This window comes from Candidatus Alistipes pullistercoris (genome assembly GCF_027665465.1).
Lineage (GTDB): Bacteria > Bacteroidota > Bacteroidia > Bacteroidales > Rikenellaceae > Alistipes_A > Alistipes_A hominis.
In genome coordinates, this window is record NZ_JAQDED010000008.1 from 104,751 (window position 1) to 130,737 (window position 25,987).

17 protein-coding genes are annotated in these 25,987 nt (G+C 56.4%); 5 read left to right on the plus strand and 12 right to left on the minus strand.

Annotation, left to right across the window (positions count from 1 at the left end; translation table 11 throughout):
* The first annotated feature begins 133 nt into the window (after positions 1-133).
* Together PGR91_RS11090 and PGR91_RS11095 are read left to right on the plus strand one after the other, a co-directional pair.
* Positions 134-1,135, plus strand: a complete 1,002-nt coding sequence (locus PGR91_RS11090; protein ID WP_101573298.1) for a malate dehydrogenase — start codon at positions 134-136, stop codon at positions 1,133-1,135.
* Between the two features lie 108 nt (positions 1,136-1,243).
* Positions 1,244-3,139 (plus strand): glycoside hydrolase family 127 protein, encoded by a 1,896-nt coding sequence (locus tag PGR91_RS11095; RefSeq protein ID WP_118656918.1) that lies wholly within the window; start codon positions 1,244-1,246, stop codon positions 3,137-3,139.
* Between the two features lie 117 nt (positions 3,140-3,256).
* Here the strand turns inward: PGR91_RS11095 and PGR91_RS11100 are convergent, their stop codons facing one another.
* From PGR91_RS11100 to PGR91_RS11130, 7 genes are all read right to left on the minus strand, one after another.
* Positions 3,257-4,678 carry a glutamate synthase subunit beta gene (locus tag PGR91_RS11100; protein WP_055205976.1) on the minus strand — a complete coding sequence of 474 codons (1,422 nt, stop codon included), beginning with the start codon at positions 4,676-4,678 and terminating at the stop codon, positions 3,257-3,259.
* A gap of 21 nt (positions 4,679-4,699) precedes the next feature.
* Positions 4,700-9,226 carry a glutamate synthase large subunit gene (gene gltB / locus PGR91_RS11105; protein ID WP_118656920.1) on the minus strand — a complete coding sequence of 1,509 codons (4,527 nt, stop codon included), beginning with the start codon at positions 9,224-9,226 and terminating at the stop codon, positions 4,700-4,702.
* A gap of 64 nt (positions 9,227-9,290) precedes the next feature.
* A complete protein-coding gene (locus PGR91_RS11110; RefSeq protein ID WP_101573303.1) occupies positions 9,291-11,483 on the minus strand; it encodes a glutamine synthetase III in 2,193 nt (730 codons plus the stop codon).
* Positions 11,484-11,533: 50 nt separating this feature from the next.
* Entirely contained in the window at positions 11,534-12,568 is a 1,035-nt protein-coding gene (gene asnA / locus PGR91_RS11115; protein WP_101573435.1) for an aspartate--ammonia ligase, read from the minus strand.
* A 114-nt stretch (positions 12,569-12,682) separates the two neighbouring features.
* The gene (locus tag PGR91_RS11120; protein ID WP_101573304.1) at positions 12,683-13,963 is read right to left on the minus strand and encodes an ammonium transporter; all 1,281 of its coding nucleotides are present in this window, start codon (positions 13,961-13,963) and stop codon (positions 12,683-12,685) included.
* Positions 13,964-14,022: 59 nt separating this feature from the next.
* Complete coding sequence (locus PGR91_RS11125; protein ID WP_055205988.1) at positions 14,023-14,379, minus strand: P-II family nitrogen regulator; 357 nt, start codon at positions 14,377-14,379, stop codon at positions 14,023-14,025.
* Between the two features lie 26 nt (positions 14,380-14,405).
* Positions 14,406-15,131: a TorF family putative porin gene (locus PGR91_RS11130; protein WP_101573306.1), complete on the minus strand. Its 726-nt coding sequence runs from the start codon at positions 15,129-15,131 to the stop codon at positions 14,406-14,408.
* A gap of 637 nt (positions 15,132-15,768) precedes the next feature.
* Here PGR91_RS11130 and PGR91_RS11135 point away from each other — a divergent pair.
* Genes PGR91_RS11135 through PGR91_RS11145 form a run of 3 tightly spaced genes read left to right on the plus strand, consistent with a single transcriptional unit; the run spans position 15,769 to position 21,477 of the window.
* Positions 15,769-16,884, plus strand: coding sequence for an efflux RND transporter periplasmic adaptor subunit (locus PGR91_RS11135; protein ID WP_101573308.1), 1,116 nt, complete (start codon positions 15,769-15,771; stop codon positions 16,882-16,884).
* Between the two features lie 6 nt (positions 16,885-16,890).
* Positions 16,891-20,040, plus strand: a complete 3,150-nt coding sequence (locus tag PGR91_RS11140) for an efflux RND transporter permease subunit (protein ID WP_118656922.1) — start codon at positions 16,891-16,893, stop codon at positions 20,038-20,040.
* A gap of 3 nt (positions 20,041-20,043) precedes the next feature.
* Complete coding sequence (locus PGR91_RS11145) at positions 20,044-21,477, plus strand: efflux transporter outer membrane subunit (protein ID WP_118656924.1); 1,434 nt, start codon at positions 20,044-20,046, stop codon at positions 21,475-21,477.
* On the opposite strand, the gene PGR91_RS11150 is transcribed toward PGR91_RS11145, so the two are convergent.
* From PGR91_RS11150 to dapA, 5 genes are all read right to left on the minus strand, one after another.
* Complete coding sequence (locus PGR91_RS11150; protein WP_145996569.1) at positions 21,471-22,673, minus strand: clostripain-related cysteine peptidase; 1,203 nt, start codon at positions 22,671-22,673, stop codon at positions 21,471-21,473. The genes PGR91_RS11145 and PGR91_RS11150 overlap by 7 nt on opposite strands.
* A 29-nt stretch (positions 22,674-22,702) precedes the next feature.
* Positions 22,703-23,470: a TPM domain-containing protein gene (locus PGR91_RS11155; protein WP_055205999.1), complete on the minus strand. Its 768-nt coding sequence runs from the start codon at positions 23,468-23,470 to the stop codon at positions 22,703-22,705.
* Positions 23,471-23,484: 14 nt separating this feature from the next.
* Positions 23,485-24,072 (minus strand): LemA family protein, encoded by a 588-nt coding sequence (locus PGR91_RS11160; RefSeq protein WP_055206001.1) that lies wholly within the window; start codon positions 24,070-24,072, stop codon positions 23,485-23,487.
* Positions 24,073-24,096: 24 nt separating this feature from the next.
* Complete coding sequence (locus PGR91_RS11165; protein ID WP_228385778.1) at positions 24,097-24,870, minus strand: DUF4919 domain-containing protein; 774 nt, start codon at positions 24,868-24,870, stop codon at positions 24,097-24,099.
* Positions 24,871-24,962: 92 nt separating this feature from the next.
* A complete protein-coding gene (dapA, locus tag PGR91_RS11170) occupies positions 24,963-25,850 on the minus strand; it encodes a 4-hydroxy-tetrahydrodipicolinate synthase (RefSeq protein WP_055206005.1) in 888 nt (295 codons plus the stop codon).
* Between the last annotated feature and the right edge of the window lie 137 nt (positions 25,851-25,987).

Here is a 25,987-nt window from a genome sequence, read left to right on the forward strand (position 1 = left end):
TATACAAAGCTTTGGAATGCAGATACTTACATAACAACCATTCCGATTCGTTATCGGAAATAAGAATTTTGCATGACTATTGATCCGCTGAAAAAACTACTTTTATGTTATGAAACTCTAAAACCGAATCGATATGAAATTTCTGACAAACGAAAAACTGACCATCGTCGGAGCGGCCGGGATGATCGGCTCGAACATGGTGCAAACCGCGATCATGATGGGACTGACCCCGAACATCTGCGCCTACGACCCCTATGCCCCGGCATTGGAAGGAGTCGCCGAAGAGATGTACCACTGCGGATTCGAGGGCGTCAACCTAACCTATACCAGCGATATCCGCAAAGCGCTCGACGGAGCGGGATACGTCGTTTCTTCGGGCGGGGCCGCCCGCAAAGCGGGCATGACGCGCGAAGACCTGCTGAAAGGCAACGCCGAGATCGCCGCGCAGTTCGGCAAAGACCTCCGCAACTATTGTCCCGACGTGAAGCATGTGGTCGTGGTGTTTAATCCGGCCGACATTACCGGACTGATTACGCTGCTCTACTCCGGCTTGAAGCCTTCGCAGGTCAGCACGCTGGCCGCACTGGACAGCACGCGGCTGCAAATCGCGCTGGCGCAGCATTTCGGCATCGCGCAAGACCGGGTAACCGGTTCGCGCACTTACGGAGGACACGGCGAACAGATGGCCGTATTCGCTTCCACCGCGAAAGTGGACGGCAAACCGCTGACCGAACTGATCGGCACGGCGGCGCTGACCGACGAACAATGGGCCGCCCTGCGGCAGCACGTGATTCAGGGCGGCAAGCGTATCATCGAACTGCGCGGACGTTCTTCGTTCCAAAGTCCCGCCTACCTGTCGATCGAAATGATCCGCGCGGCCATGGGCGGAACTCCGTTCCGTTGGCCGGCCGGCGTCTACGTCCCGGACGGCGATCAGGGGCCGGTCATGATGGCGATGGAGACCACGATCGACCGCGACGGCGTGCGCTATAAAGTCCCGCACGGCACAGCCGGGGAGACCGAATCGCTGCACGCCAGCTATCTGCACTTGGTCAAGCTGCGCGACGAGGTGATCGGCATGGGTATTCTGCCGCCGGTATCCGAATGGGGAAATCTCAACCCGCACCTTCGATAAATCCGGTACGAAACGCCGCGCATATACCCGAAAACGATACCGGCACCGTCCGGTATCGTTTTTTTTTCATACCTTTATCAAATCAATTCAAACCCAAAACTTAACGATATGAAACGTAAAGTGATATCCGCCGCGCTATTATCCCTGCTGATCGTCGGGGAAACCGCTGCGGCGCGCAAGCCCTCCGCGACTTTCAAAAGAGCGCCGGAGCCGACCGTTCAGACCCACGTCGACGGCTACCTCGGCGGACGCATCGACGCCTGCATCCGCGTCCGCGTGATGAGCGAGGACGAAAACCTACTGGTCGCCCCGTTCCGGCAACGGAACGAGACTAACCGCTGGCAATCCGAATTCTGGGGCAAATGGACGCTCGGCGCCATCGGAGCCTACCGATACAACCGCGACCCGCAGTTGTTGCAGAAGATCGGCAACGGCGTGAGCGGTCTGCTCTCGACCCAGTCCGAGGACGGATACATCGGCAATTACGCGCCGGAAGCGCAACTGACCAACTGGGACGTATGGGGGCAGAAATACACGTTGCTCGGTCTGCTTGCCTATTACGACCTGACCGGAGACAAAAAAGCGATCGAAGGAGCCTGCAAGCTGGCCGACCGCCTGATGACCGTGATTCCGGCGAAAAAAGAGATCGAGATGGCCGGCATCTACCGGGGACTGCCGCCCAGCTCGATCCTCGAACCGATCGTCTATCTATATAACCGTACGGGGAACGGCAAGTACCTCGACTTCGCCAAATACATCGTCGGCCGTTGGGAAACCGACAAAGGTCCGCAGTTGATCGGCAAAGCGCTGGCCGGGGTTCCGGTGGCGGAGCGCTTCCCGTTCAAAAGCGGCTGGGAAACCTGGTGTTCGTGGGACAACGGGCAAAAAGCCTATGAAATGATGTCTTGTTACGACGGTCTGCTCGAACTGTACAAGATCACGAAAAATCCCGACTACCTGAAGGCCGTCGAGGCGACCGTGCGGAACATCATCGACGAGGAGATCAATATCGCCGGCTCGGGCAGCGCATTCGAATGTTTCTATCACGGGAAACGGCTGCAGACCGACCCGGCTTACCATACGATGGAAACCTGCGTTACGATGACATGGATGAAGCTCTGCCAAAACCTGCTCGATTTGACCAAAAATCCGCTTTATGCCGACCAAATCGAAAAAACGACGTACAACGCGCTGCTCGCAGCGCTGAAAGAGGACGCCGGGCAAATCGCCAAATACAGTCCGCTCGAAGGCGTGCGTTCGGCCGGCGAACATCAGTGCGGCATGCATGTGAACTGCTGCAATTCGAACGGTCCGCGGGCATTCGCGATGATCCCGACCGCTGCCGTCCTTTCCAGCAACGACAGTCTGTTCGTCAACCTGTACGGTCCGTCGACCACCAAAGCTTCGTTGGGTAAAAACGAAATCTCGCTGGAACAGACGACCGCCTATCCCGAAGATGGCGACATCGAAATCGCCGTGAACGCGCCGAGGAACCTCGAATTCGCAGTCGCCGTGCGAATTCCCGCCTGGAGCAAGGTCAGCCGGGTCGCCGTGAACGGCGAATCGATCGGAGACGTCCGGCCCGGAACCTACGTCACCGTCAGAAGACGCTGGGAACCGGGCGACAAGATTTCCGTAAATCTGGATATGCGCGGACGGCTCGTCGAACTGAACGGTTACCAGGCTATCGAGCGCGGGCCGATCGTTCTGGCGCGGGATTCCCGGTTCGACGACGGATTCGTGGACGAAGCCTCCGTCATCCAAGCCAATGCAGACGGCTATGTGGAACTGATGCCCGTAACGGAAGCGGACAAACCCGAAAAGATGTGGATGGTCTATACGGCCCCGCTGGTGCTGGGTACCGACCTGGAAGGCGATTTTTATAAACCCAGGCAGATCCGGTTCTGCGATTTCGCTTCGGCCGGCAACACCTGGGACAGACGGATTCGTTACCGCGTATGGCTGAAAAAAACGTATAACGTCATTCTGGCTCCGCAACAGTAAACCCTTCAGCCGCGCTTTTGGCCGCAGGAGACCTCGCTACGACCGGAGTCCCGTCAACCGAAAATAAAAAAACCGACCGTATCCCGGCCGGTTTTTTATTGCGGACACTGCACAAGATTACTGTCCTTTCAGGAATCGGTCGATGTTTTCGGCGGCCCTGCGCCCCGACGCGATCGCGCGGACAACCAACGATGCGCCCATAGAGGCATCCCCGGCGGCAAAAACTTTTCCGACCGTAGTTCTGTTCGCATCGTCGACCGCAATGTTCTTGCGCGCATCGAGCCCGACTCCCAGATCGCCGACCAGCCCGTCGAGTTCGGGATGAACGAATCCCATCGCCAGCAATACGATATCGGCCTCTATGACCTCCGTTTCCCCGGTATGTTTCAGCGTCATCTTTCCCGCATCGTCCTTTTCCCATTCGACGCGTTCGGTCTCGACGCCGATCAGCACGCCGTCTTTCCCGATAAAGCGGTTCGTTGCGAGGTTCCAACGGCGTTCGCAGCCTTCCTCATGCGACGAGGAGGTTTTCAACACCTGCGGATACATCGGCCACGGAGTATCCGGATTGCTGCCTACCGGCGGCTTGGGCATGATCTCGATCTGGGTAACCCCGACGGCGCCTTGACGGATGGACGTGCCGACACAATCCGATCCGGTATCGCCGCCGCCGATCACCAATACCCGTTTTCCCTGTGCGGAAATCCGCTCGTTCTGCGGAATCTGTGCGCCGGCATTCACCCGATTTTGCTGTTGCAACAGCTCCAGCGCGAAATACACCCCTTTCAGGTCGCGCCCCTCCACCGGAAGATCTCGCGGCACCCCGGCGCCGATCGTCACGCAAACGGCATCGAACTTTTCGAGTAATTCTTTAGTTTTAAAATCTTTACCTACACAAACAGAAGGTTTAAACTCGATCCCCTCCTCAGCCAGCAGCTTCAATCTCCGGTCGATAATTTTCTTACCGAGTTTGAAGTCCGGAATCCCCAACCGCAACAGTCCGCCGATAAACTCATTTTTTTCGAACACCGTTACACGGTGCCCGCGCCGGTTCAGCCTGTTCGCGCAAGCCAGTCCCGAAGGTCCCGATCCGACGACCGCCACCCGCTTTCCGGTACGCCTGCGCGGCGGGCGCGCCGTAACGTACCCTTCGGCAAAAGCACGTTCCACGATCGACACTTCATTTTCCCGGATAGTCACCGGTGCGTCGTGCAGTTTCAGTACGCAGGATTTTTCGCACAACGCCGGGCACACGCGCCCGGTAAACTCAGGGAAGTCGTCCGTCTCGGCCAGCGAACGGTAAGCCTCCTCCCAGCGACCGCGCCAGGCCAGATCCTGCCATTCGCCCTGGCGGTTACCCAGCGGACAGGCCCAGTGGCAAAACGGCACCCCGCAGTCCATGCAGCGCGAAGCCTGCAGGCGGCGGTCTTCGATATTGAGCGTCTGCTCGACTTCGGCATAATCGTATATCCGGTCGTGCAACGGGCGGTACCCCGCCTCTTTACGACCTATGGTCAAAAATGCTTTCGGATTTCCCATGATTGTTCGTTTTTCAGCGGTTTAATAATCTTTTTCCATCTCAGCGATCTTGCGGTCGAGCGCGGCCATGCGCTGCGCATGGAGCACTTTTTTGTATTCGATCGGCATCACCTTGATAAACTGGCCGACGTATTCGCTCCAGTCGTCGATCATCGTTTTGGCGAGCGGGCTGCCCGTATGGTAATAGTGCGAACTGATCAGCGCATGCAACTCCTTGCTGTCGGCCGTCTCTTCGATCAACGACAATTCGACCATCTCCATGTTGCAGAAGAAATCGAAATTGCCGAGACGGTTCCACACGTAGGCGATTCCGCCGCTCATGCCCGCCGCAAAGTTTCGTCCGGTCGTACCGAGCACTACGGCGCGGCCGCCGGTCATGTATTCGCAACAGTGATCTCCCACCCCTTCGACAACGGCCGTCGCGCCGCTGTTACGGACGCAGAAACGCTCGCCGACCTGCCCGTTGATATACACTTCTCCCGCCGTCGCGCCGTAGAGCAGCGTATTGCCGGCAATGATGTTCTCGTGGGGCAGGAAGGTCGAGTTTTTCGGCGGCACCAAAACGATTTTTCCGCCGGAAAGCCCTTTGCCAAGGTAGTCGTTGGCATCTCCCTCCAAGCGAAACGTCACGCCCCGGCACAGGAACGCTCCGAAACTCTGCCCGGCAGAACCGCGGAAAGTCACGCTGACCGTATTCTCGGGCAACGCTTCGCTGCCGTATTTCGAAGTGATCTGTCCCGAAAGCATCGCTCCGACCGAACGGTCCGTATTGTAAATCGGGAAACTCAGGTGCACCGGCATTTTCGAATCGATGGCCGGAGACGCCATCCCGATGATCGAACGGTCCTTGACCTTTTCGATCTTATGATCCTGCACGGTCGTCCGACGGACGTCGTTCGTTCCGGCTTCGGCCGGACGGTACAGGATCCTCGACAAATCCACTTTCGAAATTTTGGTTCCCGGTTCGAACTTTTTCGGCTCGATCAGGTCGGTGCGACCGATAATGTCGTCCAACCGCGCGTATCCGAGTTCGGCCAACGTTTCGCGGACATCTTCGGCCAGAAAGTTAAAGAAATTGACCAGGTACTCGTAACGCCCGCGGAAATGTTCCCGCAGCCGTTCGTCCTGCGTAGCCACGCCGACCGGACAAGTGTTCATATGGCACTTGCGCATCATCACGCACCCCAGTACGATCAACGCGCTCGTAGCGAATCCGAACTCCTCGGCCCCGAGCAGCGCGGCGATCACCACGTCGCGGCCGGTTTTCAACTGGCCGTCGGTCTGCAGCGTGACTTTACCGCGCAGACCGTTCAGCACGAGGGTTTGCTGTACGTCGGCCAAGCCGATTTCGGTCGGCAGGCCAGCATGTTTCACCGAGCTGACCGGACTGGCTCCGGTACCGCCTTCGCAGCCGCTGACCAGGATCATATCGGCTTTCGCTTTAGCGACTCCGGCCGCAATGGTGCCGATTCCGCTTTCGGAAACCAATTTCACGCTGATCCGCGCGCGCGGATTGACATTCTTCAGGTCGAAAATCAATTGCGCCAGGTCCTCGATCGAATAAATATCGTGGTGCGGAGGCGGCGAGATCAGCGAAATGCCGGGGATCGAATGCCGCGTCCGGGCGATCATCTCGTCGACTTTGTAACCGGGGAGTTGTCCGCCCTCGCCGGGCTTGGCCCCCTGGGCGACCTTGATCTGGATCTCGTCGGCATTGACCAGGTATTCGGCATGGACGCCGAAACGTCCCGAAGCCACCTGTTTGATCGCGCTGCGGGTGATCGTACCGTCCGTATTGGGACGGTAACGCCGCGCGTCCTCGCCGCCTTCGCCGGTATTGCTTTTGCCTCCGATCTTATTCATCGCGATCGCGATCGCCTCGTGCGCCTCGCGGCTGAGCGAACCGAACGACATCGCACCGGTTACGAAACGCTTCATGATCTCCGTCGCCGGCTCCACGAGCGACAGGTCGATCGGATTGCGTTTCAATTCCATCAAATCGCGCAGAAACATCGGCGACGGTTTTTCGTTGACAAGTCGCGTATACTCCTTGAATTTCTTGTAACTGCCCAGCCGCGTGGCCAGTTGCAGCGTAGAGATCGTCTCCGGATTCCACGCATGCCGCTCGCCGTCCTTACGATAGGCGTAATTGCCGAAATTCTCCAGCGGCGCATCCTCGTCGTACAGCTCCCCGAAACCGTGCGCATGAGCGGCCAGCGTATCGACGGCGAGGTCTTCCAAATCGGCCCCGCCGATCTTCGAAGTCATCCCCCGGAAATACCGTTTCAGCAATCCGTCCGACAGTCCCACCGCTTCGAAGATCTCCGCACCGCGGTAACTGCGGATCGTCGAAATCCCCATCTTGGAGATAATTTTCAGTAATCCTTTATTTAACGCTTTGACGTAATGTTTTTCGGCCGTTTCGTAGTCCAACTGAATATCGCCTTGGGCAACCAGCCGGTCGAGCACGGCGAAAGCCATATACGGATTGACGGCGCTGGCCCCGAATCCGATCAGCAACGCCATATGCATCACTTCGCGCGCCTCGGCGGTTTCGACGATCAGCGCGATCTGAGCCCGCTTGCGCCGGTCGTTCAGGTAGTGGTGCACGGCCGACAGAGCCAGCAGCGACGGGATCGGAGCATGTTCGACGTCGACGCCCCGATCGCTCAGAATCACATAATTGTAACCGTCGTCGACCGCTTTTTCCGCCATTCCGCAAAGTCGGTCAACCGCGTCCGCAAGCCCCTGTCCGCCGTCTGCCGGGCCGAACAGCATCGGCAAGGTCAGCGTCCGAAATCCTTTGTAACGCAGATTATTCAAAATATCCAGTTCGGCATTGGTCAGGATCGGACTCGGCAGTTTGACCACTTTGCAGTGTTCGGCCGACGGGTGCAAGATATTTCCACCGACCGCGCCGATGTAACTGGCGATCGACATGACCAGTTCTTCGCGGATCGGATCGATCGGCGGATTGGTCACCTGCGCGAACTGCTGCCGGAAATAGTTGAACAACCGCTGCGGTTTGGCCGACAGAATGGCCAGCGGCGTGTCGTTGCCCATCGAACCGAGCGGTTCGAAACCGTTTTCGCCCATCGGCTTGATAAGCTTCTCGACGTCCTCCCGGTTGTACCCGAACACGCGCAGCATCCGGTCGTACTGTTCGACCGAATGTTTCACCTGCCGGCCCGAAGTAATCTGGTTCAGCACGACCCGGTTCCGTCCGAGCCACTCTTTGTACGGATGTTCGGCGGCGAGCTGTTCCTTGATTTCCGGATCGTAGCGGATTTCGCCCTTCTCGGTGTCGATCATCAGGATTTTACCGGGACGCAAACGACCCTTTTCGCGGATCTCCGAAGCTTCGACGGCAAACGTCCCGGTCTCCGAAGCGACCACCATCATGTCGTTCTTGGTAATAAAGTAACGGGCCGGGCGCAGGCCGTTACGGTCAAGCATACCGCCGGCATAACGGCCGTCCGAAAAAAGCAACGTCGCCGGGCCGTCCCAAGGCTCCATGAAAATACTGTGGTATTCGTAAAAAGCCTTCAGTTCGGCGGATATCGGATTTTTATCGTTATAGCTTTCCGGAATCAACATCGCCAGCGCATGGGGTAACGTCATGCCGCTCTGAACGAAAAATTCCAGTACGTTGTCCAACGAAGCGCTGTCGCTCATTCCCCGCTGCACGACGGGCCCTAGCTCTTCGAGCGGACAGAGCAGGTCGGGATGCAGCACGCCCTCGCGGCTCTCCATCCAGCTCCGGTTACCGCGGATCGTATTGATCTCGCCGTTGTGCCCCAACAGGCGAAACGGCTGCGCGAGACTCCAGGTCGGAAACGTATTGGTCGAAAAACGCGAATGCACCAAAGCCAGGCCGCTGGTAAAATACGGATTGACCAGATCGGGGAAATAATAGCGTAACTGTACCGACGACAACATCCCTTTGTAGACCAGCGTACGGGTAGACAGGCTGACCACATAGCACGCCTCCTTCTGTTCCAGGTCGCTTTCGAGCCACTCTTTCTCGATCTTTTTGCGGACGATATAGAGCTTGCGCTCCAGGGTCGACGCGCCCGGATCGCCCGTTACGAAGATCTGTTTAATCACAGGTTCCGTGTCGCGGGCCGCCCGGCCCAGCACGTCGTCGTTCACCGGAACGTCGCGCACGTGCATCAGGTTAAGTCCCTCGGCCTGTACGTTTCGTTTGACGATCCCCAGAGCCGCCGTCTGACCGGCTTTGTCGCGCGGTAAGAAAACGAGTCCGGTTCCGTAATGCCCCTTTTCGGGAACCGGAATGCCCTGCAAGAGAATAAATTCATGGGGAATCTGCACCAGGATGCCGGCTCCGTCGCCGGTTTTGTTATCGGCCCCTTCGGCTCCGCGGTGCATCATGTGTTCGAGTACCTGGAGACCGTTTTCGACAATGTCGTGGGTCTTATTCCCCTTGATATTGACAACCAGTCCGACGCCGCACGCGTCGCGTTCGTTATCGGGATCGTATAACCCCTGTCGGCGGGGCGCAACGTTTATTTTTCGATTCTGTTTCATGCCTTTTGTCTGTAATTGCGCCGCAGCGTTTTTTCACAACCACCGCAGCGCGGATTAAAAACCACTAGCGTACGAATAGCAACTCCCTGTATTTCGGCAGCGGCCACATTTCGTTGTCGACCACCTCTTCGAGTTTGTCGGCGTGGTAACGGATCTCATCGAATGCCACAGCCACCGTATCGTGATAGGCAATCGCCTTTTTCCGTTCGCTGGCGATTTTGTTGGCCACTTTGCGAGCTTCGATCATCTTTTCGGTCAACGTCTGGATCTTCTCCATGTGAACGGAGATCTTCTCGATCAGCGCCATGTCCTGGCCGGCCACGCTTCCGAATTTATCGGCGCCGAACAACTCTTTCATTTTAAAAGCCTTGTCCAGCAGCATTCCCTGGTAGCGCGAAGCGACCGGCAGAATATGATTCATCACCAGATCGCCCAACACGCGGGCTTCGATCTGGATCTTTTTCGTATAGGTCTCCCACTTCACCTCGGCGCGCGCATGCAACTCTTTCGACGAAAGCACCCCCATCCGAACGAACATCTCGGCATGGGTCGGCGCAACGAACTGGTCGATGATCTCCGGAACGGAAACCGCGCAGTCCAGACCGCGTCTCAGAGCTTCCTCTTTCCACTCGTCGGTATAACCGTTGCCGTCGAAATGAACCGCGGCGGACTCCCTGACGTAAGCCTTCAGCACGGACAGAATCGCCTGCTCTTTGGGTTCGCCTTTGCCGACACGGGTGTCGACGGCCTCCTTGAATTCGGCCAACTGATCGGCTACGGCGGTATTCAATACGGTCATCGCGCCGCCGCAGTTATCCGAAGAGCCTACGGCGCGGAACTCGAAACGGTTGCCCGTAAAGGCGAACGGAGACGTCCGGTTGCGGTCGGTATTGTCGATCAGCAATTCCGGAATATGATCGATTCCCCCCATCCGGAAACCGCACTTGTCGTCGAATTCGATCGTATCGTCGCACGAACTGGAGGCCAGTTTGTCAAGCACCGCCGAAATCTGGCGGCCGAGGAACACCGAAATGATCGCCGGGGGCGCTTCGTTCGCACCCAGCCGGTGGGCATTCGTCGCGCTCGCGATACTGGCCTTCAGTAATCCGTTCCGCTTGTAAACGGCCATCATCACATTGACCAGAAACGTGATGAACTGCAGGTTATCCTGCGGCGTTTTGCCCGGGGAGAGCAGGTTGACGCCGGTATCGGTTCCGAGCGACCAGTTGTTGTGTTTGCCCGAACCGTTGATTCCTTTAAACGGCTTTTCGTGCAGGATCACCCGGAAACAGTGGCGGCGCGCCACCTTTTTCATAATCGACATCAGCAGCAGGTTATGGTCGTTGGCCAGATTGGTCTCTTCGAAAATCGGGGCAAGCTCGAACTGGTTCGGAGCCACCTCGTTGTGACGCGTTTTGGCCGGAATGCCGAGTTTCCAGCACTCGTATTCGAGATCTTTCATAAACGCCATCACCCGGGTCGGAATGGCTCCGAAATAATGGTCTTCCAACTGCTGGTTTTTGGCGCTCTCGTGCCCCATCAGCGTACGACCGGTCAGCACCATGTCCGGACGAGCCGCATAAAGGCCCTCGTCGACGAGAAAGTACTCCTGCTCCCATCCCAGGTAGGAGTACACTTTCGACACCGTCGGATCGAAGTAGCGGCACACCTCCGTAGCGGCTCTATCGACGGCCTGCAGCGACCGAAGCAAGGGTACCTTGTAGTCGAGCGCTTCCCCGGTATAGGCGATAAAAATCGTCGGGATACAGAGCGTCGTATCGACGATGAAAGCCGGCGAAGTCGCATCCCAAGCCGAATAACCGCGCGCTTCGAACGTATTGCGGATACCGCCGCTCGGAAAGCTCGATGCATCGGGCTCCTGCTGAATCAGCAGCTTCCCGGAAAACTCCTCGATCACCCCGCCCTTGCCGTCGTACTCGACAAAAGCGTCGTGTTTTTCGGCCGTACCGCCCGTAAGCGGCTGAAACCAGTGCGTATAGTGCGTGGCGCCCATGTCCATCGCCCACTGTTTCATACCCGATGCGACGCTGTCTGCAATTTCGCGGCTCAGCGCTTTACCGTGCTTCATCGTTTCGAACAGCGCCTCGTATGTTTTTTTCGGCAGGTACTTGCGCATTTTGTCTTCATTGAAAACATACATTCCGAAATATTCGGAAGCCCGTTCCGCCGGCGCGGGCATACAAACGGCCTTGCGTTTGATCGCCTCTTCCACTACTTTAAATCTAAGTTCTGACATGGCTTTATAAATTTAAGTATTAGAAACTTTTCCGTCTCTCAAATCATTTTTTACTTCAGATAGATATTGTGCTTGCGGCACGTCTCTACCATCTCTTCGGGCCAGATACTGGCCTGCACTTCGCCGATATGCGCGCAGCGCAGCAGGAACATGCATAACCGCGACTGGCCGATCCCTCCGCCAATCGACAACGGAATACGGTCTTCGAGCAGCGCTTTGTGAAATTCCAAATCGGCGCGCTCGGGACACCCCTCGAGTTCCAACTGACGCAATAACGCCGTTTTGTCGACCCGGATACCCATGCTTGAAACTTCGAAAGCGGATTCGAGCACCGGGTTCCACAGGATAATGTCGCCGTTCAACCCTTTATACCCTCCGTCGGACGGGGTTGTCCAGTCGTCGTAATCCGGAGCCCGGCCGTCGTGTTTTTTGCCGTCGGACAGTTTGCCGCCGATGCCGATCACGAAGATCGCCCCGTATTTGCGGGCCGCTTCCGTCTCGCGTTCCCGAGGAGACAGCGACGGATACATTTTCAACAGGTCTTCGCTTTGGATGAACCGGATGGTCTCCGGAAGGATCGGCGTGATGTGCGGATAGATCTCATACACTTCGCGTTCCATGCGGCGAACTACACCGTAAATTTTAGTAACGATCTCTTTCAGGAAATCGAGGTTGCGCTGTTCGGCCGTCACGGTGCGTTCCCAATCCCACTGATCCACGTAGATCGAATGCAAGTTATCCAGCTCTTCGTCGGCGCGGATGGCGTTCATGTCGGTATAAAGACCGTAACCGGGAGCGATGCCGTAAGCTCCGAGTTTCATTCGTTTCCACTTGGCCAGCGAATGCACCACCTCGGCGCGGCGTTCACCCATATCTTTGATCGGGAACGAAACCGGCCGTTCGACGCCGTTCAGGTCGTCGTTGATTCCCGTCCCGGACAGCACGAAAAGCGGCGCGGTGACCCGGCGCAAATCCAGTTCGGCCGCCAGCGATTTCTGAAAGCGGGTTTTAATCGTCTTGATGGCCTGTTCCATCATCTCCGGAACGAGTTTGGCCTTGTACTGTTTTACCATGTAAAGTGACATATGCTTGAATTTTAACGTTTTTTCTTTTTTCGATATCCCGGCGGCCGGTTCGCCGCCGGGGCATCTTGCAACCAACTTAAACTTAAACCTCTATTACGCTACATCCAACGATGTCTAACTGTTGTAAGCACTCTCGCCGTGTTCGTAGATATCGAGTCCCTCCTCTTCCACGCGGGCGTCAACACGCAGACCGACCAATTTGTCGACGATCTTGAACAGAATATAGGTCATTGCGGCGCTGAAAACGACGGATACCGCCGTAGCCACTACCTGCACCCACAACTGATGCCAGTCGCCGTAAAGCGCTCCTTCCACACCGCCTTCGCCGCTGATATACCGCGTAGCGAAAACTCCGGTAAGAATAGAACCCACGATACCGCCCATGCCGTGTACGCCGAATGCGTCGAGGGCGTCGTCGTATTTGAATTTCGGTTTGACGACGGCCACCATGAAAAAGCAAACGACCGAGGAAAGAAGCCCGATGCAAACGGCTCCAAGAACGCTTACGGTGCCTGCGGCAGGCGTAATGGCAACCAGTCCGGCCACCGCTCCGGTACACACGCCGACCGTCGTCGGCTTTTTGTTGTGCACCCAGTCGATCAGCATCCACGTCATCGCCGCCACGCAAGTGGCCAAGTGCGTCACCAGAAAAGCGTTGGCCGCGATACCGTCGGCCTGCAGACCGCTTCCGGCATTGAAACCGAACCAGCCGAGCCACAGAAAAGCCGTTCCCATGAATACGAAAGTAACGTTGTGCGGGCTCATCGGCTGTCCGACCCGGTAGCCTCTTCTCTTACCGAGCAGCACGGCCATTACCAGTGCGGAAATACCGGCATTGATATGCACGACCGTTCCGCCCGCAAAGTCGATGGCCCCCATTTCCTGCAGCCATCCGCCGCCCCATACCCAGTGCGCCATCGGGTTGTACACCAAGATGCTCCACAGGATCGTGAAGAGCATAAAGCCCGAAAATTTGATCCGTTCGGCAAAAGCGCCCAGTATCAAAGCCGGCGTGATCACGGCAAACATACACTGGAAAACCACGAAAATGATTTCGGGAATGTTGCCCGTAGTCAGCGCCGACGGCGTTACGCCGTTCAGCATCACTTTATCGAAACCGCCGATCACGCTGCCTGCGGCAGTCCCGCAAAGAGAGGTTCCGAATACGAAACTGTAACCGAATGCCACCCACAGAATACTAATTACGCCGACGATAAGCAAGCACTGCATAATGATGCTCAGTACGTTTTTCTGGCGCACCAGCCCGCCGTAAAACAGGGCGATACCGGGAATGGTCATCAACAGGACGAGGATGGTAGCGACGATCATCCACGCCGTGTTGCCGCTGTCCACCGCAGGGACGGCGACTTGTGTAATATCTTCTATATAATCCATGACTCAAAATTCTTTGTCGTTATACTTCGTGTTCGTTCAATAACAAGCCCTCGAAAAAACTATTTCTCCAGCTCCGCATTGTAAAGGGCGATATCGCCCCTTTCACCGGTACGGATGCGGATGGCGTCGTCGATGGGAATGACGAATATGCGCCCGTCGCCGATCTCGCCGGTAAAAGCCGATTTAAGAAGGGCCTGCACCGTCTTTTCCACATTCTTATCGCGCAGAACAATCGATATCAGTATCCGCTCGATGGAACTGGTATCATACACCACTCCGCGGTAGATACGGGCCTGGCGGGACTTTCCGATCCCTCGAACGTCGTAATAAGAGAACCACTCGATGTCTGCTGCGAGCAAAGCTTCCTTCACTTCCTCGAACTTGGTCTTACGAATAATTGCCTCGATCTTTTTCATTTTGCTTGGATTTTATGGTGAATGAACTAAAAAGATATCCCGAATACGAGACTCGCATCATCGGTCGCCGGCGAAGCGACGGCCTGCACGAAGACCGGCAGCGAATAAGAATCCGTAATCCGGATCGTTTTGGAGGCTTTCAGCGAAATATTCGAAACCTGAAACCCTTTGTCGCCCCATCGCGGAGTTAGCCATGCCGGAGCGTCCCACGGCGCCACGCCGACTGCACAGGTCAGATCGACGCCTTTGATCCGGAAATCGTAACCGAGTTCGATATAGGTCGAAAACTTCCGCTCGCCGTCCACTTTGTCGAGATTCCCGGCGAACATCGTGCTCCAGGAGACGTGCAACGGAAACTTTTTGCCGAAATGATAGCCCAGCGTCCCCTCAAACAGGTGCGTATTCAGATAATCGGAATAGAAAGGAGCGCCCTGTCCGGCCCACCAGTAATCGGTGACTCCGACCGAAAAACCGCCGACCGAATAACCGGCCGAAAGATCCAGCTCCTTGAAACCTTCCCGCAAGCTGGTCGAGCCCCAGGCTCCGATGGAAAATCCTTTATAAGCCAATCCGAGCGAAGGCTGAACACTCGCCCCCGATCCTATCTGATAGACCCCCCTCCACACATATCCGCTCACGAGGTCCGCTCCCACGTTCACCACCACTCCGGACTGGGCTTTTAAAGACGGCGCGCAAGTCGAAAACACTATCGCCGCCAACATCATACGTACAATGGATAAATTCTTTTTCATAGCCTTTCATTTAAATGGATCAACAACTCATTTCTTTTCCCGGACTCCGATCCGTTTCGACGAATCGGACCGTTTTGTCAGATTTTCCGTTCAATCCCCATACGGGGATTTTCTGCCAACGAAAAATAATAAGTAAAATCCTCAGGCTTCATAACCACAAATTCAATCGTTTGATGCAAATATAGTATTTTTAAATTCTATAATGCAAATTTTATGGGGTATATTTTAATATAAATACTTATTTTAAAACATACACCCCCCAAAATACACACACAAATCACAAATAATTTAAATTACGATTTAAAACAATAATTCTATTAAACGCATAATTATCTCGTCAAAATCCGGTAAAAACACGTAATATCCCTGCCTGAAACCCGGATTTAATAAAAAACAGTAACCTAAAATTACGACTCGGCATAAATTCGATCTTTTTCGGACACCCCCTCACATTTCGGGGGATTATTTCCACAAAATCGTTTTTGAACCGCCAAGCGTCAAAATTCACAACCCTGTAACTTCAAAAAGGACATAATAAGAAAAAAAAGGACTTAAAAAGAGTACCCCTTCCTGCAAAACAATACCACCGTCAATAAGCGGTATGTTTTTTGACAGAATAACGGTAAACTCTAAACGTATGAAAGCGAATAAATCTACCTTTCTGATTCTGATTTTATCCGGAGCCCTGTTGTTGGGCTGCAAACGAAAGCGAGAGACGCAGACGCCGCCGCTCGAACTGCCGGTAGCCGAAGCGACGACGAGCGATATTCCGATATGGATGGACTTCGTAGGCCAGACCTACGGAAAATCGGACATCACGATACAGGCGCGCGTAAGCGGATTTTTGCGCGGAATCTATTTCAGAGAAGGGACATTCGTACACAAGGGAGACTTGCTCTACGTGATCGAACCGGCCCCTTACGCCGCGCAAACGGCTCAGCGGCAGGCCTCGGTCAGCCAGGCCGAAGCGGAACTGACCAATGCCCGGCAGAATTACGAACGCGTGAAACCGCTCGCAACCATCAACGCTGCCAGCAAAAGCGACCTAGACGCCGCCGTCTCGCGGCTATCGGCAGCCCAGGCGGCTCTGAAAGCAGCTCAGGCTGCATTGAAATACACCGAAATCGAACAAAGTTACACGCAGGTACTCTCCCCCGTAAACGGCATTATCGGACAGACAAAAGCCCGCACCGGAGACTACGTAGGCCCCGGATCGCAATATGCGGTACTGAACACCGTCTCGCAGGTCGATACGATACGCGTGGTATTCTTCATCCCGGAAGACACCTATTTCGATCTGATACGTCGGGGCAGGGCCGATTTCAGCGAAATCATGCTGACGATCTCGGACAACATCGCCTATCCGCACCGGGGGCACTTCGATTTTATCGGACGGGCCGTCGAGCAGGGCACCGGATCGCTGAACGCACAGGTTTCGTTCCCGAATCCGGATACGCTGTTGCGCCCCGGGCAGTTCGCCCGCATCCGCACCGTCGTCGACACGCTGCGGTCGGCGCTGCTGATCCCGCAACAAGCGGTAATGCGCACGCAGGGCATCAGCAGCGTCTATGCGCTCGATTCGGCCGGACGGGCGAAACAGCGCATCGTATCCCTCGGCAATACCTATAATAATATGTGGGTAGTCAACTCCGGACTCGACTCCGGAGCGCGCGTCGTCACTTCGGGTTTCCACAAAGTTCGTGAAGGAGCGGTCGTAGAGCCGATGACCGTCGCCGATTCACTCCAAAAATAGAAAACTATGGGAAACTTTTTCGTAAGACGTCCGATATTCGCCATGGTCATCGCCATCATGATCGTAGTGCTGGGACTGATCGCCATCAAAAGCATGCCGATCGAGCAATACCCTGACATCACGCCGCCCGTGGTCGAAGTGACGGCTCAGTATCAGGGAGCCGACGCGCTCACGGTCGAGCAGAGCGTTGCCACGCCGATCGAAGAGAGCGTTAACGGAGTGAGCGACATGATCTACATGCAGTCGACCAACTCGAACGACGGCAGCATGTCGTTACAGGTGTCCTTCGGCGTAGGAAGCAACCCGGACATGAGCACCGTATTCACTCAGAACCGCGTCTCGTCGGCCACGCCGATGCTACCGCAGCCGGTGATCCAACAGGGCGTCACCACGCAAAAAACCATGACGAGCTTCATCATGGTACTGTCGTTGTTTTCCGACGGCCGATACGACGAGAACTTCCTGGCCAACTACGCAATCATCAACATGAAAGACCCGATCTCGCGGATCAACGGCGTCGGCAGCGTCCAGGTGCTCGGCGGCGGTCCTTACGCGATGCGGATATGGGTCAAACCGGATAAGATGGATTACCTCGGCATCACGGTCGGCGATATTTCGGCGGCGATCGGCCAGCAAAGCCAGGTCGTTCCCGGCGGTCAGCTCGGAGCCGAACCGAACGACGGCTCTCCGGAATTCACCTATACGGTACGGATGCCGGGCCAGTACAGTACGGCCGAAGAGTTCGAACGGATCGTGCTGCGGGCCAATCCGGACGGTTCGCTGGTGCGACTCCGGGACGTCGCGCGGGTAGAACTCGGCGTACAATCTTACAGCACGACGGCCTCCTTCCAGGAACACCCGGCCTGTTTGCTGCTGATCAACCAGTCGCCGGGCAGCAATGCCGTCGAGGTCGGCAGGCAGGTCAACTCGCTGATGAAAGACCTCGCGAAATCGTTCCCGGACGGCGTACAGTACAACACGGTAGTCGACTCGACGCATACGATCGTGCTCGGCATCCAGGATATCGTCACGACGCTGCTGTTGGCGCTGCTGCTCGTCGTGCTGGTCATCTATCTTTTTCTGCAAAACATCCGGGCCACGATCGTGCCGCTGATTGCGATTCCGGTCTCGCTGATCGGAGCCTTTATGGTCTTCCCGCTGTTCGGATTCTCAATCAACGTCTTTTCGCTGCTCGGACTGGTACTCGCGATCGGGCTGGTAGTCGACGACGCCATCGTAGTCGTCGAAGCCGTCCAGGTGAATATCGAAAAAGGCATGAACGGCCGGGACGCCACGATCGCGGCGATGAAGACCGTCGCTTCGCCGATCATTGCGACGACGTCGGTGTTGATGGCCGTATTTCTGCCGGTCGGACTGATGCCGGGCGCAGCCGGGAAACTCTACGGACAATTCGCCATCACGATCGCCATCAGCGTTTGCCTGTCGGGGATCAACGCGCTGTCGCTGAGTCCGGCGCTCTGTTCGCTGCTGCTGCGTCCCAAGAAAGAGGGCCAGACGGACAACCGGTTTTTCCGGTGGTTCAACCGCCGTTTTACCAGCGGCGTCGACGGCTATCTGAAAACCAGCGGCGTGATCGTCCGACACAGCGCGCGAACGCTGCTGTTCATCGGCATTTCGGCGGCGGCCGTCGTCATCCTGATGAAGCAGATCCCGACCGGATTCCTACCGGACGAAGACCAGGGCTACCTGATTACCAACATCCAACTGCCCAACGCCGCTTCGCTGACGCGCACCGAAGCGGTCATCAAGCAGATCAACGACGTTCTCGACAAAAACGACAATGTCCAGTCGGTCACCTCGGCCGCCGGATTCAGCCTGCTGGCCGGCACGCAATCGCCGAATAGTGGTCTGATATTTATCCGGTTGAAAGACTGGAACAAACGCAAGATGACCGCAGCGCAAATCACCGAAGCGTTGAACATGGAACTTTACGAAGAGATCGACGCTGCCGAAGTCTTTACGTTCGGACCGCCGTCGATTCCCGGCCTGGGACCGAGTTCGGGCTTTACGATCATGATCCAGGACAAGGGCGGCAACACGCCGCAATACCTGGCCGAATACACCGGAAAATTCATCGAAGAGGCCAAGAAGCGCCCCGAAATCGCCAGCATCAGCACGATGTTCCAGGCCGACGTGCCTCAAAAGGCGATCTCGATCGACAACGACAAAGTACTGAGCGCGGGAGTTTCGCTGGACGAACTGCATACGCAGGTGTCGGCCTATCTCGGCGGCATGTACGTCAACAACTTCAACCGTTTCGGCCGGATGTACCAAACCTATATCCAGGCCGAAAGCGAGTACCGGCTGAACGAATCGAAGATCAGCCAGTTCTATCTGACGAACAACCGGGGTGAAAGCGTCCCGCTGTCGGCCTTCATCACGGTGCGCGACACGACCGGGCCGCAGTTCACGAACCGCTTCAACCTCTACCGCTCGGCCGGAGTGACGGGACTGCCTTCGACGAAATACTCGACCGACGAAGCGAGGACCGCCCTCGCGGAAGTCGCCGACGAGGTGCTTCCGGACGACATGGGCTACGCATGGAGCAACATGTCGTACCAGGAAGCCCACAACAGCGGCGCGGGAATCGTATTCCTCTATGCGGTGATCTTCGTTTTTTTGATTCTCGCCGCGCTGTACGAAAGCTGGAGCCTGCCGTTGAGCATCCTGCTCGGCATCCCGTTCGCGCTGCTCGGAGCGATGGGCTTCACTTACCTGGCGCACCTGTTCGACCCGATATACGTCAACGACATCTTCATGCAGGTGTCGCTGATCATGCTGATCGGACTGGCGGCCAAAAACGCGATCCTGATCGTGGAATACGCCCGCGACAAATTCAGCGAAGGCATGAACCTGCAACAGGCGGCTCTCGAAGGAGCCAAACTGCGGGTGCGGCCGGTCATCATGACCGCCGTAGCGTTCCTGATGGGCGTACTACCGCTGATCTTCGCGACCGGCAGCAATGCCGTCGCGCGCAACATCATGGGGCTGGCGCTGTTCGGCGGCATGCTGATCGCCACGCTGATCGGACTGTTCGCTTACCCCGGGTTGTTCGTGCTGATCGGAAAATGGGGACGTTACGAAGAAAAACGAAATCAAAAAGCCGCGACGGAAAACAGTCCGGCCGTAAAATAAATCATGATGCGATTCGATATGAACAAACGATATTTTATCCGGATATTCCCGCTGATCGTCCTTTTTGCGGGCAGTTGCACGGTCGGTCCGAAATTCAAAGCGCCGGTCGTCGAAACCCCGCCGAGATACATGGGAGCGGCCGGCACCGCCGCAACGGATCTCTACTGGTGGCAACTGTTCGACGACACGACGCTGACGAGGCTGATCGCGACGGCAATCGAGAACAACCGCAACGTCGAAATCGCCTTCTCCCGGGTCGAACAGGCGCGGCTGACGCTGAAGGAGACCCGCGCCGGTCTGTGGCCGTCGGTAAGCTACGGCGTCACCGGACAGTACGGTACGGAATCTTTCATCGGGCTGAAAAGCGACAAACCGGTGGAAACCTATATCATCAAACCGAGCATCTCCTGGGAACTGGATCTGTTCGGCAAAATCAGGCGGATGAGCGAAGCCGACCGCGCGCAACTGCTGGCGACCGACCGGGCGGCGCAAGGCGTGTTGGTTTCGCTGGTAGCCGAGGTGGCATCGACCTATTTTTCCTACCTGCAGTACGAATATGCCGGTGAAACCGCCCGACAGACCAGCATTTCCCGCGAAGCGACCTACGCGCTGCAGCAACAAAGCTATGCGATCGGCTCGATCGACGAGCTGCAACTGCGCCAGGGAGAAGCGGCCTATGCCACGGCCGCCGCGGCGAATGCCCAGTACGAACGCGCCAGCGAGCAGGCGTTACACGCCCTCAGCCTGTTGCTGGGACAAAATCCCTCGCAGGTCGTCGGCAAACACACTCCGCTGGTCGACCTCCGCATTCCGGCCGAAGTGCCCGCCGGTTTGCCGTCCGACCTGCTCGCCCGTCGGCCCGACATGGTCGAAGCTTACTATCAGGTGATGGCTGCCAACGCTCAGATCGGCGTGGCGCAGGCGATGCGTTTTCCGAGCATCGCGCTGACCGGAAACGGCGGCGTATTCAGCGAGGAATTCAAAAAGCTGTTCGATCACAATGCTTGGATGTGGTCGGCGGCAGGAGGGATTACGGGGCCGGTTTTCAATTTCGGAGCCAACAAACGCAGGGTACAGATCATGCGCGAGAAACACCGCGAGGCAATTATGAATTACGAGCAATGTTTTCTGCAGGCGCTCCGGGAGGTCGAAGACGCGCTGACAGCCGTCCGCACTTACCGTACCCAACTCGAATCGATGCTGACATTGGTAACGGCTGCCGAAAAAGCCGACCGGCTGTCGCAGCAGCAGTACGCCGCCGGACAGATCAGTTACTTGGACGTTCTGGAAACGCAACGAACATTATTCGACGCGCAATCCGATTACGCGGAGACGCTCAGCGCAACGATGAGCAGCTACGCCACGCTTTACAAAGCGCTCGGAGGCGGCATCATGTCGCCGGAAGAATCGGCAGAAAAGAGCGCCGCAACTCAGTAAGCGATCCCGACCGCTTTCGCCCACGGGGTTTCCTTATAGGATTCTTGCAGAAGTTGCAACGCGGACAGGTCGCGCGGAACGTACGTGGAAAGTCCGCAGAAAGTATTCAGCTTGACGCACATATTAAAGGGTCCTACTCCCGGACCGGAATAGGCGCTGAAAACGTACTCGGTATGATCTTCGTAAACCACCGTTTTGCGAAGTTGCCCGGCGAACGCGGCATAAAGAGCGGCATCTCCGCCGATTTTGGAATAATAGTCCAGCAGATCGTGAAAAACGTGGGTCTGCATCCGCTCCAAATACTGAACCTGCGACACATCCGCCGAAGCGGGCGAAGCGGAGGCGTAAAACGCTTTGGCAGCCGCAGCCAGCGCGTCCAGTTCGTCGGTTTTAATCAGACCGACCGAGGCATAGGGCCACGTAGACGACGATTGCCGGTAGTAATCGACGAACAGTCGGCAGACCTCTTCGAACCGCGGCGTATCCGCGAACAGTTCCGGCAAAATCGCATCGTACGAAAAACCGGACGAAAGGATCTCCGTCGGAGAAGCGATGATGTATTTGGCGGCATTCCGCAGTTCGTACAACGCCTCGACACTCCCCATAAAGCAGGCGTCGAACAGCAGGAAGTCGAATTCCCGATCCCGGGGCAACGCCCCGGCCAGATCGGAAATGTCGATATAATTGGCGCCGTCCTGAGCGAACCATTTGGTAAGGGGCGCATTCGGATCTTTCCGCCACAGATCGTCCGCCGAATAGCTTTTCGGAATCACTCCGGCAGGCGCCCAGCCCAATCCGTGCGACCACAGCACCAGCCCGTAGGATTCGGCCGGATACAGCGCTTTGGTACGCGCGATCACCCGGCTCAGCACCGACGTCGATGCGGAATTCTCTTTCGCATACTCCTCGACGACCGTCTTTTTGCCTCCCGACTCGATCTTCAACAATTGGGGAGTACCTCCCTGCGGATCGATATAGACGATCAGGTTCCCGTCGATCGACTCCATTCCGACAAGCATCTGATCGACATTTTGCCAGGCGGAGTTCACCAAATTATTATCGGCGGCCATATAGACCAGGATCGTCCGCCCGCTCTTTACAGGCGGCGGATCGATTTTTCCTCCATCTTCATTCTTTCCGCAGGAGAAAAACAGACAGGCTATCAGCCCTAAAACCGAAAAGTAAAATTTTCCCATCGAATCCGTATTATTGTTCGTTATCAAACCTACCAGGAACGTCCGGCTCCGCCGCCGCCCGACATTCCGCCTCCGAAACCGCCGAAACCTCCGCCTCCGAAACTGCCTCCGCCACGCGACCCGCCGCCCAGGAAAATCGGGGGGAACCACCCTCCCCCGCCGCGGCTGCCGTTGCCTCCATGCCCTCCTCCCTTGCGGCCGGCGGCAAACAAAAAGAAAAGCACCAGAATCGCTACCAGCCCGACGGCGACTCCGCCGCCTTCGTCTCGACCGGCATACTGATCGGCCGTGAATTCCCCGCGGGAAAGTTGCATCAGTACGTTCGTCGCCTTGTCCAACCCGTCATAAACGCTTCCCCGGCGAAACTCCGGGATCATCTCCTGATCCAAAATCCGCCCGGCGGTAATATCCGGGATCACCCCTTCCAGGCCGTATCCCACCGAAATGTAGGCTTCGCCCCGGGAATCGGGTTGCGACGGCTTGACCAGAATCAGAATCCCGTTATCCTTGCCTTTGCGTCCGACTCCCCACTTGTCGTGCAGCCGCTGCGCATAGTCGGCCGGAGCGTAACCGTCCAGATCGTCCACCGTAACGACGGTAATCTGCGTCGAAGTCTCGCGGTCGAAATCCGCCAGCTTTTGTTCCAGCGACCGGCGCTGCGCCTCGTCGAGCAATCCGGCGAAATCGTTGACCAAGCGCGGCGGCGACATCTGATCGGGCAACTGCTGCGCGACGAGCGGCAGCGAAAGCAAAGCCGCGCCGCACCAGCAGGCAAAGATCCTTAACAGCGATCTCATCGATATGCGACCCGTTAAAATTCGACTTTAGGAGCGACTTCCGAGCCGGGTTGCGCTTCGAAATAACCGATCGGGGCGAATCCGAACATCCCGGCCAGCAGGTTGCGCGGAAACATTTTGATATAGGTGTTGAACTGCTGCGCGGCATCGTTGAATTTGCGCCGTTCGACGGCAATCCGGTTTTCCGTCCCTTCGAGCTGCGTCTGCAAATCCAGGAAGTTCTGGTTGGCTTTCAGGTCGGGATAACTCTCGGAGATAGCCATCAACCGACTGAGCGCCGACGAAAGCTCGCCTTGCGCCTGATCGAAACGGGCCATAGCGGCGGCATCGTTCACGTCGATCCGGGTCTGCGTCGCTTTCGCACGCGCTTCGACTACCTGTTCCAGCGTATTCTGTTCGTGGGCAGCGTAACCCTTTACGGTGCTCACCAAATTCGGAATCAGGTCGGCGCGACGCTGATACTGATTCTCAATGTTGCCCAACTGCGCCGTAGCGGCTTCGCTGCGGCTGACCATATCGTTGTAACTTCCTTTCAACCATGAATAAGCGCCCAGCACAACGACTGCCACGACCGCCAAAATAATCCATCCTTTACGTTTCATTCTCTGTCTTCTTAATAACTGTTTTTACTCAACCTTCTCCACACTGGGCGCCGCCCGCCTTTTCAACGGCAGTCCGTTGAATTCCCATCCGCTACTGCGCTTTTCGGGCTCCTTGTCGGGCCGCTGCCAATAGATCCGCCCGAAATCGAAATAATATCCTTTAACTCCTTTCTCCTTCACCAGCAGCGGCGTATAAGCCACCGTCCGACTGATCACGCGCTCCTTGCCGCAAATGATATTCTCGCTGGCCAGAAAATCGCGCACATGCGAAAAATAGATGATGTGCCACGGCGACTCCTCGCTCAGTCCGGTTCCCGAAGACTTGATCGCATTCAGCACCCCCTGCAACCGGTAATAGTTGATCCGCTCGTTCAGCGTATCTCCGATCCCGCCGTAAGCGTAAATCAGGAAATTGATCGCTCCCGGATCGAACGGCTCTTTTTTCAACACCTCGTTCCCGTAGGCGATAACCCGCCGGTAGTCCGCCTCGTTCAGCGAATCGGCCTCCAGAATTTGCAGGATCTTGTCGCGGGCCGCCGGCGTCTCGAACGGCTTGTATTCCGGACGCCATACGAAACCGTAGTACAAATAACGGTAGTCGGTATCCGTCAGAGTCGTATCGCCGGTCAGATAACGGGTGAAAAGCGTCGGGTAATAGTAAGGGGAAGCGCTGTTGATCGTTTCCCGGAGGATCGCGTCGTTATCCGGGGCCTGTGTCCGCACCGTATCCTGCTGCGCCGCAGCGGACAAAACCCCTGCAAACATCAACACCGCCAAAGAGAAAACAATTCGTCTCATATCTTTATATTTCACCCTTAATAAACGCTAAAAATATAAAAATATTTGACGCGGACGAAATTTAGGGCTTATTCGGTCGGCCCGCGAAGCGGTCAACGGAGTTCGTACGCTTTCAGCAGGCCGTCGATCTTGGAGACCAACCGGTCGCTGGCAGGCACCAGCGGCAGGCGCAAATAATTGCCGATCACGCCCAGACAACTCAGCGCAGCTTTGATGCCGGTCGGATTCCCCTCTTCGAACAGGGAATCGACCGCCTCCATCATCTGAAGGTGCAGCGAAGCCGCTTCTTTCACGCGGCCGTCGAGAGCCAAATGCGCCATCCGGCAGAATTTCTCAGGGAAAGCCTGAGCTGCGACGGAGATGATCCCGTCCCCGCCCAGCGCCACCATCGGCAGGGTCAGGTTATCGTCGCCGGAAACCACGGCGAATCCCTCCGGCCGGTCGCGCAGGATATAAGCCGCCTGCGACAGGCATCCGCTGGCCTCCTTGACCGCGACGACGTTCGGACAATCGTGCGCCAGGCGCAGCACGGTTTCGGCTTTCATGTTGACGCCGGTACGTCCCGGCACGTTGTACAGCACCACTCCGCACGGAGCCGCAGCGGCAACCGCCTTGTAATGCTGATAAATACCCTCCTGCGAAGGCTTATTATAATAAGGAGTGACCGTAAGGATCGCATCGATCCCGGTAAAATCGGTTTTGCGGATCGAAGCCACCACTTCGGCCGTATTGTTACCGCCCATTCCGAGCACGACCGGCAGGCGTCCGTTATTCTTCCGAACCACGCAACTGACGACCGCCTCTTTCTCGTCGGCAGTCAGCGTAGGCGTTTCGGCCGTCGTTCCGAGCACGACCAGGTAATCGGCCCCGCCGGCAGTCACCCGTTCAACCAGCGCTTCCAATGCGCCGAAATCGACCGATCCGTCTTCCGAAAACGGGGTTATCAGGGCGATCCCCACGCCTCTCATGTTAGGTTTCATCGTGAAATGTTAATTTTCGGACAAATTTAATATTTTTTACCCGAACAAGGTGCGCTGCTTCGAATTATTTTCCGAGGGTATAAGGGGCATTTCCAATAGTATCAATAACAGTTAAATACACAACAATATGAGTTACA

What these genes read in the sequence shown, in the direction of transcription:
- PGR91_RS11090 (WP_101573298.1), top strand. Translation starts at nt 134, where the DNA reads ATGAAATTTCTGACAAACGAAAAACTGACCATCGTCGGAGCGGCCGGG.
- PGR91_RS11095 (WP_118656918.1), top strand. Translation starts at nt 1,244, where the DNA reads ATGAAACGTAAAGTGATATCCGCCGCGCTATTATCCCTGCTGATCGTC.
- PGR91_RS11100 (WP_055205976.1), bottom strand. Translation starts at nt 4,678, where the DNA reads ATGGGAAATCCGAAAGCATTTTTGACCATAGGTCGTAAAGAGGCGGGG.
- gltB (WP_118656920.1), bottom strand. Translation starts at nt 9,226, where the DNA reads ATGAAACAGAATCGAAAAATAAACGTTGCGCCCCGCCGACAGGGGTTA.
- PGR91_RS11110 (WP_101573303.1), bottom strand. Translation starts at nt 11,483, where the DNA reads ATGTCAGAACTTAGATTTAAAGTAGTGGAAGAGGCGATCAAACGCAAG.
- asnA (WP_101573435.1), bottom strand. Translation starts at nt 12,568, where the DNA reads ATGTCACTTTACATGGTAAAACAGTACAAGGCCAAACTCGTTCCGGAG.
- PGR91_RS11120 (WP_101573304.1), bottom strand. Translation starts at nt 13,963, where the DNA reads ATGGATTATATAGAAGATATTACACAAGTCGCCGTCCCTGCGGTGGAC.
- PGR91_RS11125 (WP_055205988.1), bottom strand. Translation starts at nt 14,379, where the DNA reads ATGAAAAAGATCGAGGCAATTATTCGTAAGACCAAGTTCGAGGAAGTG.
- PGR91_RS11130 (WP_101573306.1), bottom strand. Translation starts at nt 15,131, where the DNA reads ATGAAAAAGAATTTATCCATTGTACGTATGATGTTGGCGGCGATAGTG.
- PGR91_RS11135 (WP_101573308.1), top strand. Translation starts at nt 15,769, where the DNA reads ATGAAAGCGAATAAATCTACCTTTCTGATTCTGATTTTATCCGGAGCC.
- PGR91_RS11140 (WP_118656922.1), top strand. Translation starts at nt 16,891, where the DNA reads ATGGGAAACTTTTTCGTAAGACGTCCGATATTCGCCATGGTCATCGCC.
- PGR91_RS11145 (WP_118656924.1), top strand. Translation starts at nt 20,044, where the DNA reads ATGATGCGATTCGATATGAACAAACGATATTTTATCCGGATATTCCCG.
- PGR91_RS11150 (WP_145996569.1), bottom strand. Translation starts at nt 22,673, where the DNA reads ATGGGAAAATTTTACTTTTCGGTTTTAGGGCTGATAGCCTGTCTGTTT.
- PGR91_RS11155 (WP_055205999.1), bottom strand. Translation starts at nt 23,470, where the DNA reads ATGAGATCGCTGTTAAGGATCTTTGCCTGCTGGTGCGGCGCGGCTTTG.
- PGR91_RS11160 (WP_055206001.1), bottom strand. Translation starts at nt 24,072, where the DNA reads ATGAAACGTAAAGGATGGATTATTTTGGCGGTCGTGGCAGTCGTTGTG.
- PGR91_RS11165 (WP_228385778.1), bottom strand. Translation starts at nt 24,870, where the DNA reads ATGAGACGAATTGTTTTCTCTTTGGCGGTGTTGATGTTTGCAGGGGTT.
- dapA (WP_055206005.1), bottom strand. Translation starts at nt 25,850, where the DNA reads ATGAAACCTAACATGAGAGGCGTGGGGATCGCCCTGATAACCCCGTTT.